The sequence below is a fragment of the Gordonia sp. NPDC062954 genome, from assembly GCF_044543825.1.
Taxonomy (GTDB): domain Bacteria; phylum Actinomycetota; class Actinomycetes; order Mycobacteriales; family Mycobacteriaceae; genus Gordonia; species Gordonia tangerina.
The window spans coordinates 302-10,906 of the sequence record NZ_JBITWL010000009.1 but is presented as its reverse complement, the minus strand read 5'-3'; the positions used below and the strand labels follow the sequence as shown (position 1 = coordinate 10,906).

General features: G+C 66.6%; 13 protein-coding genes. 8 read left to right on the top strand and 5 right to left on the bottom strand.

Translation table 11 applies throughout. The features are described 5' to 3' along the window. Positions 1 to 99 precede the first annotated feature (99 nt). Both ACIGKQ_RS10965 and ACIGKQ_RS10960 read left to right on the top strand, forming a co-directional pair. Positions 100 to 327 carry an MbtH family protein gene (locus tag ACIGKQ_RS10965; RefSeq protein WP_235725594.1) on the top strand — a complete coding sequence of 76 codons (228 nt, stop codon included), beginning with the start codon at positions 100 to 102 and terminating at the stop codon, positions 325 to 327. A gap of 274 nt (positions 328 to 601) precedes the next feature. After that, entirely contained in the window at positions 602 to 910 is a 309-nt protein-coding gene (locus tag ACIGKQ_RS10960) for a hypothetical protein (RefSeq protein WP_235725595.1), read from the top strand. A gap of 67 nt (positions 911 to 977) precedes the next feature. On the opposite strand, the gene ACIGKQ_RS10955 is transcribed toward ACIGKQ_RS10960, so the two are convergent. After that, complete coding sequence (locus ACIGKQ_RS10955) at positions 978 to 1,586, bottom strand: DUF4190 domain-containing protein (protein ID WP_396573616.1); 609 nt, start codon at positions 1,584 to 1,586, stop codon at positions 978 to 980. A gap of 266 nt (positions 1,587 to 1,852) precedes the next feature. After that, positions 1,853 to 2,410: a DUF4878 domain-containing protein gene (locus ACIGKQ_RS10950; protein WP_287015702.1), complete on the bottom strand. Its 558-nt coding sequence runs from the start codon at positions 2,408 to 2,410 to the stop codon at positions 1,853 to 1,855. Positions 2,411 to 2,540: 130 nt separating this feature from the next. Between ACIGKQ_RS10950 and ACIGKQ_RS10945 the strand changes: the two genes are divergently transcribed. Beyond that, positions 2,541 to 3,650 carry an LLM class flavin-dependent oxidoreductase gene (locus ACIGKQ_RS10945; RefSeq protein WP_266061517.1) on the top strand — a complete coding sequence of 370 codons (1,110 nt, stop codon included), beginning with the start codon at positions 2,541 to 2,543 and terminating at the stop codon, positions 3,648 to 3,650. Then, positions 3,647 to 4,327: a CE1759 family FMN reductase gene (locus ACIGKQ_RS10940; RefSeq protein WP_287015704.1), complete on the top strand. Its 681-nt coding sequence runs from the start codon at positions 3,647 to 3,649 to the stop codon at positions 4,325 to 4,327. Before ACIGKQ_RS10945 ends, ACIGKQ_RS10940 begins: the two co-directional genes overlap by 4 nt. A gap of 7 nt (positions 4,328 to 4,334) precedes the next feature. Here ACIGKQ_RS10940 and ACIGKQ_RS10935 read toward each other — a convergent pair whose 3' ends face one another. Together ACIGKQ_RS10935 and ACIGKQ_RS10930 are read right to left on the bottom strand one after the other, a co-directional pair. Then, positions 4,335 to 5,348, bottom strand: a complete 1,014-nt coding sequence (locus tag ACIGKQ_RS10935) for a pirin family protein (RefSeq protein WP_287015705.1) — start codon at positions 5,346 to 5,348, stop codon at positions 4,335 to 4,337. A 155-nt stretch (positions 5,349 to 5,503) separates the two neighbouring features. Then, positions 5,504 to 6,265, bottom strand: a complete 762-nt coding sequence (locus tag ACIGKQ_RS10930) for an acetoacetate decarboxylase family protein (RefSeq protein ID WP_328712861.1) — start codon at positions 6,263 to 6,265, stop codon at positions 5,504 to 5,506. Between the two features lie 280 nt (positions 6,266 to 6,545). Between ACIGKQ_RS10930 and ACIGKQ_RS10925 the strand changes: the two genes are divergently transcribed. Together ACIGKQ_RS10925 and ACIGKQ_RS10920 are read left to right on the top strand one after the other, a co-directional pair. Next, the gene (locus ACIGKQ_RS10925; protein ID WP_328713027.1) at positions 6,546 to 7,226 is read left to right on the top strand and encodes a response regulator transcription factor; all 681 of its coding nucleotides are present in this window, start codon (positions 6,546 to 6,548) and stop codon (positions 7,224 to 7,226) included. Between the two features lie 310 nt (positions 7,227 to 7,536). Next, positions 7,537 to 7,851 (top strand): LuxR C-terminal-related transcriptional regulator, encoded by a 315-nt coding sequence (locus ACIGKQ_RS10920; protein WP_328713029.1) that lies wholly within the window; start codon positions 7,537 to 7,539, stop codon positions 7,849 to 7,851. A 29-nt stretch (positions 7,852 to 7,880) separates the two neighbouring features. Here ACIGKQ_RS10920 and ACIGKQ_RS10915 read toward each other — a convergent pair whose 3' ends face one another. Next, complete coding sequence (locus ACIGKQ_RS10915) at positions 7,881 to 8,846, bottom strand: alpha/beta hydrolase family protein (protein ID WP_328713031.1); 966 nt, start codon at positions 8,844 to 8,846, stop codon at positions 7,881 to 7,883. A 180-nt stretch (positions 8,847 to 9,026) separates the two neighbouring features. Here ACIGKQ_RS10915 and sigK point away from each other — a divergent pair, with 180 nt between their 5' ends. Then, positions 9,027 to 9,605 (top strand): ECF RNA polymerase sigma factor SigK, encoded by a 579-nt coding sequence (sigK, locus tag ACIGKQ_RS10910; RefSeq protein ID WP_235725614.1) that lies wholly within the window; start codon positions 9,027 to 9,029, stop codon positions 9,603 to 9,605. Then, positions 9,598 to 10,401, top strand: coding sequence for an anti-sigma factor (locus ACIGKQ_RS10905; protein ID WP_328712863.1), 804 nt, complete (start codon positions 9,598 to 9,600; stop codon positions 10,399 to 10,401). The genes sigK and ACIGKQ_RS10905 overlap by 8 nt, the downstream gene beginning before the upstream one ends. Positions 10,402 to 10,605: the final 204 nt, after the last annotated feature.

The following is a 10,605-nucleotide window of genomic DNA, read 5'->3' as shown; positions in this document are numbered from 1 at the left end:
GAGCCGCAGCACCGACACCGTCACCGCAGCGGCACCGTCACCACATCCGTCACCCGCAATCCATCTGCACTATCCACCCACGATCCTTGGAGGACACCCGTGACCAACCCCTTCGACGACGACAACGGCCGCTTCTACGTATTGGTCAACGACGAGAATCAGCACTCGCTGTGGCCGACCTTCGCCGACATCCCCGCCGGCTGGAGGACGGTGTTCGGGGAGGACAGTAGGGCGGCATGCCTGGGCTACGTGGAGAAGAACTGGACCGACCTGCGTCCCAAGAGTCTGATCGAGGCGATGGACGCGGACGCGGCGCGCCGCGCGTGACTCTCATCCGGCCACGACGTCGCGAGGCTGTGTAGCCGGGATAACGCTTGAACATCAAGCACTATTCGCCACTCCAACAACTTGAGTCACAACAGTAACATGGAGTTGTACCGAGAATCTGCTCTGACCTGTGGATTCGCACACAATCTGGCGTCCGCGGTTCCCAAAGAGCCGTTAGCAAGGCAAGCTATATAGACGGACCTGGCGCCAGAACCATTCTGGGAGGCAACGTGGCCAGGGTCACAACACGGAGTTCGGGGGAACGACTGTGAACATGTTGGATTTGATCGAAGACATCCGGCGGCGGGCCGAGATCACCCCGCGCCTGACTGCTGTTCGCTTCGGTGACGATGTCGTCACCTACGGTGCCCTCGACGAGGCCATCGATTCGTACCGCTCCGTGATGGACCGCCACGGCATGTCGCACGACGCGGCATTCCACGCCGGCCTCATCCACTGCATGCCCGGTCTCACGCGTATCGACGGAGCCGCCGAGCGCAACCGGGTCATGAGCGACATCGTCGCGTGGCTCGGTCGCGAACTCGGCGGCGGGGAAGGTCGCCGCCTGCGCGCCGTCAGCTGATCCACTTCACCGACACGCTTGTGGGTAGGGGTCGGCCTGGGCCGCCCCGACGCTGTCCGATCGACGCTCAAACGATCGCGAGCACCATCAAGATCACCAGCAGTATCGGTGCGCCGATGATCATGCTCGCGATTCCCGCCACCGTGCCGGCCACGGCCCGGCCTGTGCCGCGATAGCGGTTCGGCTCCGGCGCCGGTCGTCGGCCGGTCGCGATCTGCACCAGGGCGATCACCCCCAGCGTCGTCGCGATGAAGCCGAGGATGGCTCCCACACCCACGAGGGCCAGTGGGAGCGAGATCATCGACGTGACCAACGCCGTCGTCGCCATCCGGGAACTCGGCTGTGCCGGGACATTCATCCCGTTCGTGTTCAGGTGCCTCGAGTCGGTCGCCATAACCGGAGCGGGGTACCAGACGTCGGCGACCGGGGGTAGCGGGGCGTCGTTCGCGGAGCTACTCGCCGAGAGTGGCCAACTCGCATTCATCGCTGAGGGCGGCCACATAGAACCGGGTACGGCGGCCGATTCGTCGGTCGCGCCGGGCCGGTCTCGCAACGTCTCGATTGTGGATTCGCCGGTCTCCGGGAGCTGTGTGTCGATGTTCTCGAGCGGCCACCGGGCGATGCGATCGGTCAACGCGGGCGGTATTGACTCGGTGGGGTGATCGGTCTCCCGCATGGCGTACCCTCCTGGCCGGCGGCCCACGGGTGGCCGATCATCGGTTCTGTTCGATCTCCAGTACTGCACGAACGAACGCGGCGCTGCACGGTGCTGGGTCTACATGGTGCTGGTCCTGCACGATTGCCGGGCACGGTTGCCCGACGCTCTGCCTCCACTGCACCCGAAGAACATCACATAGCGATAACGATAGGTGCGACGACAATCGCCGCGTCCGGGTTCCGGACGCGGCGACAGCGTGGTGCAAGCCGATGATCGGTTGAAGCTCAGCCGCCGTGCTGACCGCCCATGCTGGTCAGCGTGTCGACCGCGTCCGCGGTGAGCTTCCAGTTGGTGCCGACACGCACATAATTCAGTTGGATGTCCACCGGTGCCGGGGCGTGCGGGCTGGCGACAGCAACGGTCGCCGTCGCGGTGCTCGAGCCTTGCTCAGTCACCTCTTTGACCGTGTACACGTCGGGCGTGTAGCCGGCGGCGCTGGAGGTCTCGGCATAGGTCTGCAGCGCGCTGATCGTCTCCGGATTGTTGGTGTCGACGGCTCCTTCGACCTGCTCGGTGGTGCTCGCCGGGTCCACCGCCGTGCGCAGCGTGCTCTGGGCGTCCTCGGTGCTCAGTCCGATCACCGCATCCTTCGCCGAACTGACCGCACCGCTGACGGCATCGCGGGCCTGGCTGGCTGCGTCACCGGCCGCCGAGGCGACCGCCGCCGACGCGTCGTTGGCAACACTGCTGGCCGTGTCCGACGCCTCCTCGGAGCAGGCGGCCGTGGCCAGGACGGTGGCGGCGGCGAGAACTGCCGCGGCAAGGGGCTTGCGAACCTTCATATTTCGTCTCCTCCTCTTGAGTAAGCCCACACTAACTCATGGTTGTCGGGCGGCAGCACCGCGGAATTAATCGGACCGTGGTCCGGTTAGACTGAATGACACATCCGCCGAGTGCGCAGGAGGCGCGACAATGCAGTTCGGAATCTTCAGCGTCAGCGACATCACCGTCGATCCCACCACCGGGGTCGCGCCCACCGAGCACGAACGGATCAAGGCGATCGTGCAGATCGCGAAGAAGGCCGAGGACATCGGCCTCGACGTCTTCGCGCTCGGCGAGCACCATAACCCGCCGTTCTTCTCGTCGTCACCAACGACGACGCTCGCCTACATCGCAGCCCAGACCGAGAGGTTGCAGCTGTCCACGGCCACCACGCTCATCACCACCAACGATCCGGTCAAGATCGCCGAGGACTTCGCCATGCTGCAACACCTCGCCGACGGTCGGGTGGACCTGATGCTGGGGCGCGGCAACACCGGGCCGGTTTATCCGTGGTTTGGTCAGGACATCCGGCAGGGCATCCCGCTGGCCATCGAGAACTATCACCTGCTGCACCGCCTGTGGAGTGAGGACGTCGTCGACTGGGAGGGCAACTTCCGCACTCCGCTGACGTCGTTCACGTCGACGCCACGGCCATTGGACTCCGTGGCCCCGTTCGTGTGGCACGGATCGATCCGCAGCCCTGAGATCGCCGAGCAGGCCGCGTATTACGGTGACGGCTTTTTCGCCAACAACATCTTCTGGCCCAAAGAACACTTCCAGCGACTCATCGGTTTCTATCGCGAACGGTTCGAGCACTACGGACACGGCACAGCCGAGCAGGCCATCGTCGGCCTGGGCGGCCAGTTCTACATCCGGAAGAACTCGCAGGACGCGGTGCGGGAATTCCGCCCGTACTTCGACAACGCGCCGGTGTACGGTCACGGCCCTTCGCTCGAGGACTTCACCGAGCAGACGCCGCTGACCGTCGGGAGCCCTCAGGAGTTCGTGGACAAGACCCTCTCGTTCCGGGAGAGCTTCGGCGACTACCAGCGACAGCTGTTCCTCGTCGACCACGCGGGGCTGCCGCTGAAGACGGTGCTGTCCCAGCTCGACGAGTTGGGAGAGGTGTTGCCGCAGTTGCGTGCCGGCTTCGAGGCCGGCCGACCCGCCGCGGTACCCGACGCCCCGACCCACGCCTCCCTGGTGGCTGCGCGCACCGCAGCCGCGGCCGGCGACACGCGCGAAGAGGCGAGTGTATGACCGCGGCTCGGACTCCCCGGCGGATCGTCGCCGTCAATGCCGGACTGGGCGATCCGTCGTCGACGCGCCTGCTCGTGGATCGGTTGGTCGAGGCCGTCGTCGGAGCCCTCGACGACGGGACCGGGGCTGGTGCGGTCGACGTGACGGTGATCGATCTTCGTGACCTCGCCACCGACATCGCCCGTTCGATGGCCACCGGATTCGCAGTCGACCCGGTGCGCGAGGCGTTGCAGCGGCTCTACGAGGCCGATGGACTCATCGTCGCCACGCCGGTCTTCAACGCGTCCTACAGCGGATTGTTCAAGTCGTTCTTCGACCTGGTCGACGTGGAGAAGCTCGGGGGCACCCCGGTGCTGCTCGCCGCCACCGGCGGGAGCCCACGACACTCGATGGTGCTCGACCATGCCATGCGTCCGTTGTTCGCCTACCTGCGCGCGATCGTGCTGCCGACTGCTGTGTACGCGGCAGCGCAGGACTGGGCCGGTGCGGCCGGCGACACTGCGGCGCTCGGCGATCGCATCCGGCGGGCGGCGGGTGAACTCGCGGCCGCGGTGGGTCGACCATCCGCGCCGGGCGTACCGGCTCCCGAGCCGGAGCGTACCGAGAACGGGGTACGGTCCTCGGCCGAGGATGCAGGTATCGCGAACTTCGCGCGCCTGCTCGGTCAGCAACCCTGACGGTCGCTCACGCCTGGCCCGGGATGTTGTGCCGCGGGCTCAGCCGGCTGTTCGGCAACGTAGGCGCCGGCAGATGCTGGACGTCACCGGAGTAGCCCTCGACCTGGCCGAATCGTTCACTGTGCTCGGTCCACTGCTGACGGAACGCGACGATGTCCTCATGGCTGCGCCCGAGGAAGTTCCACCACATGATGATCTGCTCGTCGAGCGGTGCGCCGCCGAGCAGTATCACGCGCGCCGGTTCGTCGGACTCGTTGCGCAGGCATAGTGCCGTCGCACCGAGCCCGATGTAGCCGAGTTCGGTCGGTTGCAGGGGTTCGGCCGCGGAATTCACGACGCGGATCACCCCGGCGTCCACGAGCAGACCGTGCTCGTGTGCGGTGGTGACCGGTAGCTCGATCTGGGCGCCGGGTGGCAGCCGCAGTTCCGCGCCGAGTAGGGGTGTGAAGGTGTGGACGGGTGACCGCTCACCCAGGAGTTCGCCCAGGAATACCCGAATCTCGACGTCGTCGTGGTGGAACGCCGACGGGATGTGGTGGGCGAAATCTCGCGGGGTGTCGGCGGCGAACTCGGGCAGCGCCACCCACAGTTGAACGCCGTGCAAGATCGTCGTGTCGGGTGTTGACACCTCGGTGTGTGCGATTCCGTGTCCGGCGGTCATCAGGTTGAGTTCCCCCGGGCGCACCATCGCGTGATTGCCCATGGTGTCGCGGTGTTCGATCTCGCCGGAGAACAGCCAGCTCACGGTCTGCAACCCGGTGTGCGGGTGCGGTGGCACATCCATCCCGCCGGTCGCCGAGACATCGTCGGGACCATAGTGATCGGCGAAACACCATGCGCCGATCAACGAACGGCGACGTTGAGGCAGGGTGCGATGCACCGTCATGGCGCGCGGGCCGCCCAACGGAACGTCGCGGGCGGCGAGCACCTCGACCGTCACGGTCCCTTCGGCTCCCGCGTCGCCGCGGTGAACAGTTGAGCGACAATCGATCTCGTCGGGACGCGTCTCCAGGTTGCTCATCGGTGCGGCCGCTCCACGTGTTGTCCGGGTTCCTCGGAGTCAGTGTAGCGAGACCGGTGTCGTCGGCGAGTGAGGTGAACGTCGCGGAAAGCGACACGTTCGCCTCACTCGGCCTGCGGTCTGCTGGGGCGGGGGCTCGGGAAGGGGCGCCGGGCTCAGGAGATGGTTGTCGGATCCTCGAACGTCATCGTCAGTCGATCCACCGATGTCGTCATCAGCGCGCGCCGGCTCAGGCGTAGTGTCCGCAACTCGGCGGCGATCGGATGGTCACCCAAGGTCAGGCGCGCACCACCCAACCGGGTGCGGGTGCCGGCGGTGGACGTCAGCTTCCACGGCGTCATCCGCAGCACCCCGTCGAGTTGGGAGTACGCGTTCAGCACGGTGTCCTTCGCGTTGTCGGGCACCGGGATGCCGCGTCGGGTGGTGAGGTCTGCGATGAGGTGTCCATCCGCGGAGACCCTGCCGTGGCGGGTGGGGGAGTCGTGGTCCACGTCGAAGTCGGCGAGGGTCTTGGGGAAGCCCCAGATGCCCCGGCCGGCGGCGAGGGTGAAGTCGCCGTCGACCGGCAGGTGGTGGATGAGTGCACGGGCGTCGCCGCGGGCCAGCGAGCGCAACGCGGAGGCCGGCGATGCGGCCGGCCGGCCGGGCTCCTCGACCAGGAAGCAGACGCCGAACTCGTTGTACGGTCCCAGGTCGCCGTCGATGTAGTCGACGAAGACCAGCATGCACATCGTCCGGCCTGGTCGCAGGCGCAACGGCCGCAGCTCGGGCGCCGCCGGGCCAGCCGACCGCATCGCGTGGGCCACCGCGGCGGCGTCAGCGGTGAATCCGGCGACAAAACACCGAGCATTGCGGATCTCGACCGGCATCGAGACGGCGGTGCCCAGGACGTCATGGGTGGACCCGGGTTGGGACATCGATAGGTCTCCTCGAAACTGGAACATGTTCTCATTTGCTTCCGTCAGCATGTCAGATCCGAACCGGCGGTGGGCCGGTTCCACCCGGTGAGCTCGGTGGGTCGGACATCCGGCCGAATTACGCGCCATCGGCGACCGCGCACTCGCGGCGCTGTGACAAGGTTGTCGGAAGGCGTTGGTGACGTCGGGTCGTCGGCACTCTGGGCGTTGCGCGTGCGCATACCGGTGGTCGGAGGGAGGACGGGTGGCAACCGCGGACCGGTCGGTGGTCGGGGTGGGGATGGTCGACGATCATCCCTCACCGGTGTGGGGAATCGAACGGATTCTCGACCGCCAACCCGACCTGGAATTGGTGTGCTCGGCGTCCACAGTGGACGGACTGCTGGCGCAGGGTATCGCGATGGACATCGTCATCCTCGACCTGCGGCTCGACGACGGCACGAGCCCGGGTGAGAACGTCGCCCGGCTCACCGAAGAGGGCATCGGGACCGTCGTCTACACCTCGGGGGAACACCCGGATCTGCTCCGTTCCGCCGCGCGGGCGGGCACTCTTGGCGTGGTCCTCAAATCCGCTTCGGAGGGTGAGATCGTCGATGCGATCCGAACGGCGGCTTCCGGACATGCGGTGCTGACCACCGAGTGGGCGGCAGCCATCGATGCCGACCCCGACCTCGCCGCGGTCGATCTGAGTCCACAGCTGCAGCGGGTGCTGACCCTGTACGCCTCCGGCGAGACGTCGGCCGGAGTCGGTGCCGCTCTGGGGGTGACCGCGGAAACGGTGAACGAGTACCTCAAGCGAATCCGGCAGAAGTACGCCGCCGCGGGGCGTCCCACCCGGACCAAGCTCGATCTGTTCAAGCGCGCGGTCGAGGACGGTTGGCTGCCCCTCCCCGGCCGACGGCCCGCCCCGGCACCGGACCGATCCTCACGCAGAGGTGGTATCGGGCGCACACCTGAGTAAGGCGGGGTGAATGTCACATCCCGTCTCACTCGGTACGCGTGGGTGAATCCATACATCGCCGCGGCCCGGAGCGCTGGCTCCGACTCTATGCGCTGGACCTGACGGGCATCGGTGTCCCCAGTTCTGGGTCTACACCGCGCGGCGGTGATCGCCTAACCTGCTGTTTCTGTGGTGCGGTCTTGTCGGGGGACTGGAGCGCCCGCATCAGCGGGAAATGTTGGTGCCGAGCGAAGGAAGACAGATGACCGCGCATTCGCATACGCCGTATCCGGGCCGCTCGACACCCGCCCGCCCAGCGGGTCCCGACGATATGGCCCAGCCTGCCGCCGTGGGGCTGAACGCGCGGGTGACACGACTGTCGGATTACCGTCAAGCGGAAGGTACGATGCCCGACCCACGACGACCGGAACTCTCGTCGCGCGAGGTCGAGGTCCTGCTCGCGTGGCTGGCGGCTGAGTCGAAGGAGGAGGCGGCGACTGCGCTGTTCATCTCCGCGTCGACGGTGAGTACCCACCTGGCCCGTATCCGCGCCAAGTACTCCGGTGTCGGCCGGGAAGCGCCGACCAAGGCGCATCTGCTGGCCCGCGCACTACAGGACGGCTACACCAGCCTCGACAGCTGGTGAGTCCCCCGGGGGTGGGGAACCCGGGGAAGTCAGCGTAGGTCGCGTTCGATCTGCGGCCAGGTCCGGTGCAGGTCGTCCTGCCAGTAGCCCCACGAATGGGTTCCGGTGTTTCGGAACGTGACGTCGGCGGGGATGCGCAGCTCGGCGAGGCGGCCGGCCATCTGACGCGTGCACTGATCGATCGCCACCTCGATCGCGCCACCCAGTAGGGCCTGATTGGCGAGGAAGAACGGATCACCCTGGACAAAGGGGTCCTCGAGGCGTTCGTGGGTGCCGGGCAGCCCGGTGCCCGAGGTCATGTAGATCTTGGTGCCCCGCAGCTTCTCGGCGTTGAGATACGGGTCGTTGGCGCGCCACCCCGGCCCGTCAAGGGGACCCCACATGTTCTCCAGGTTGCCGCCGCCACGGTCGGCGGTGACGAACCGGATGTACTGCTGACCCACCGGGTCACTGGTCCGGGCGCATCCGCTGAATGCGGCCACCGAGCGGTAGAGGCCGGGGGCGGCGATGGCGAGGTTGAACACCGTCGTGCCGGCCATCGAGATGCCGGCGACGGCGTTGCGCCCGGTGGTGTTGAACTGCGCGTCGATCAGCGGGGGCAGTTCCTTGGTCAGGAAGGTCTGCCACTTGTTGCGGCCGAGCACCGGGTCGTCGCGCTGCCAGTCGGTGTAGTACGAAAAGGCGCCGCCGATCGGTGTGACGACGTATACATCCTTGTCGGCGAAGAACTCTTTGTAGTCGGTACGTGCGTCCCACGTCGCCGAATCCTCGCCGCCGCCGGCACCGTTGAGCAGATACAGCGTGGGGCTGGGCGTGGACCGATCACGGGGAGTGAGCACGGTGACCGGGATGTTCTTGTTCATCGCCGCCGAGTAGACGAGCAGCGTGACCTGCTGCGGATCGTCGTCATAGGTGCTCACGATGCGCGATGCCGGTGCGGCCGATGCCGTACCCACACCCACCGTTGCGACGACCGCCGCAATCACCGACAACATCCCGACGATCAGACGCTGATGTCTCCCCACGATGCCCCAATCCATTCCCACTCGCCGAAAACCCCCACTCGCCGAAAACCCATGGCTGGGTGGCTGCCCAAGTCTAGCGGGCGATCCTCCGGTGCTGTTCTCCCGCCGTGATCCCGGTCTGCCCCGGACCGCTTTGGCTACCGTGGAGGGATGACATCCACGGGGGCGGCCGACGATCCCGATCTCCTGCGTACCCTGCTCGCGGATTCCGCGCTCGGCGATCGCGGTGCATTCACCCGCTTGTACGACCTCACCAGCGGCCGTGTCTACGGCCTGGCATTGCGCGTCGTCCGGGACCGGAACTACGCGGAGGAGATCGTTCAGGAGGCCTATCTGCAGTTCTGGCAGAAGGCCGACCAGTATCACCCCGGCCGTGGCTCGGTGATCAGCTGGATGATGACCATCACTCATCGGCGCGCTGTCGATCGGGTCCGATCCGAGGAGGTGCATCACCGCAAGGCCACCGAATACGAGTCGAGCAATCAGGCGCCCGCGTCGGCGGTGCCGTTGGAGATCGTGGTGGCCCGCGAAGAGAACACCGAACTGCGGACGTGTCTGAACACGCTGAGTGTCCTGCAGCGTGACAGCATCGAGATGTCCTATTTCGGCGGCTTGACCTATCCGGAGGTCGCCGAACACATGTCGACTCCGCTGCCCACCATCAAGACGCGTATTCGCGACGGACTTCGCAAGCTTCGCAATTGTCTGAGAGGTCGAGATCATGTCTGACACCGACTGGCTCGACGATCACATCGAACTGTATGCCGTCGCGGTACTGCCGCCCACCGAACACGACCGCGTGGAACGTGAACTGGCGGACCTGAGCGAGGTCGAGCGGCGCATCTACCACACGCGAGTTGCCGAGACGCGCGCGGCGATGGTGGAATTCGCGAGTTCGTATGCAATCGATGCCCCGGGTGACCTGCGTGCGCGGGTGCTCGACCATGTCTTTGCGGTGTCCGACGGGCGTGGTGACGCTGTATCGTCCGACGGACCCAGCGGTGATATGACGGCCGATTCGGCGCCCGCGCCGATTCCGATCGACCGAGCACGCAGCCGCCGACGGGCCGCGGTGATCGCCGCCGCGGCAGCAGCGATCGTGGTGGCGCTCGGCGCCGGAGTGGTGATCGGACGCGGTACCGCACCGGACCCGGCGGCGCCCACGGTGACCGCTGCGGGGCAGCAGGCACTCGACGTGCTGACCGCACCGGACGCCCAACTCGCCGCACAACAGCTCGACGATGATCGCGGCACCATGTCGGTCGTCACCTCACGCGAGCGCAATCAGGCTGTGGCACTGCTGCGTGATCTGAACAACCCCATTGCTTCCGACCGCGAGTTCCAACTCTGGTTGGTCGGCAAGGAGGATCAACCGGTGTCGGCGGGTCTCATCCCGTCGACGGGCGCCGACGATCCGACGCTGGTCGAGAACCTCGACTCGGCAACGGTTCTGGCGGTCACCGTGGAACCGGAGGGCGGGTCGCCGCAGCCGACGACACCGATCCTGGCGCAGGTGCAGCTGTAGACGGTGTGCCACGGCGGCGGTGGTCTCGATACGCGGCCTCGGCTGGCGCCTCGGTCGCTACTCGACCAGCGGAGGGTGGTCTCGCGGGTGTAAGGCCGTTCTGGTGTGGTCTCGATACGCGGCCTCGGCTGGCGCCTCGGTCGCTACTCGACCAGCGGAGGGTGGTCTCGCGGGTGTAAGGCCGTTCTGGTGTGGTCTCGTACG

What these genes read in the sequence shown, in the direction of transcription:
- ACIGKQ_RS10925 (WP_328713027.1), top strand. Translation starts at nt 6,546, where the DNA reads ATGGTCGACGATCATCCCTCACCGGTGTGGGGAATCGAACGGATTCTC.
- ACIGKQ_RS10915 (WP_328713031.1), bottom strand. Translation starts at nt 8,846, where the DNA reads ATGTTGTCGGTGATTGCGGCGGTCGTCGCAACGGTGGGTGTGGGTACG.
- ACIGKQ_RS10960 (WP_235725595.1), top strand. Translation starts at nt 602, where the DNA reads ATGTTGGATTTGATCGAAGACATCCGGCGGCGGGCCGAGATCACCCCG.
- ACIGKQ_RS10930 (WP_328712861.1), bottom strand. Translation starts at nt 6,265, where the DNA reads ATGTCCCAACCCGGGTCCACCCATGACGTCCTGGGCACCGCCGTCTCG.
- ACIGKQ_RS10920 (WP_328713029.1), top strand. Translation starts at nt 7,537, where the DNA reads ATGGCCCAGCCTGCCGCCGTGGGGCTGAACGCGCGGGTGACACGACTG.
- ACIGKQ_RS10945 (WP_266061517.1), top strand. Translation starts at nt 2,541, where the DNA reads ATGCAGTTCGGAATCTTCAGCGTCAGCGACATCACCGTCGATCCCACC.
- ACIGKQ_RS10950 (WP_287015702.1), bottom strand. Translation starts at nt 2,410, where the DNA reads ATGAAGGTTCGCAAGCCCCTTGCCGCGGCAGTTCTCGCCGCCGCCACC.
- sigK (WP_235725614.1), top strand. Translation starts at nt 9,027, where the DNA reads ATGACATCCACGGGGGCGGCCGACGATCCCGATCTCCTGCGTACCCTG.
- ACIGKQ_RS10905 (WP_328712863.1), top strand. Translation starts at nt 9,598, where the DNA reads ATGTCTGACACCGACTGGCTCGACGATCACATCGAACTGTATGCCGTC.
- ACIGKQ_RS10940 (WP_287015704.1), top strand. Translation starts at nt 3,647, where the DNA reads ATGACCGCGGCTCGGACTCCCCGGCGGATCGTCGCCGTCAATGCCGGA.
- ACIGKQ_RS10935 (WP_287015705.1), bottom strand. Translation starts at nt 5,348, where the DNA reads ATGAGCAACCTGGAGACGCGTCCCGACGAGATCGATTGTCGCTCAACT.
- ACIGKQ_RS10955 (WP_396573616.1), bottom strand. Translation starts at nt 1,586, where the DNA reads ATGCGGGAGACCGATCACCCCACCGAGTCAATACCGCCCGCGTTGACC.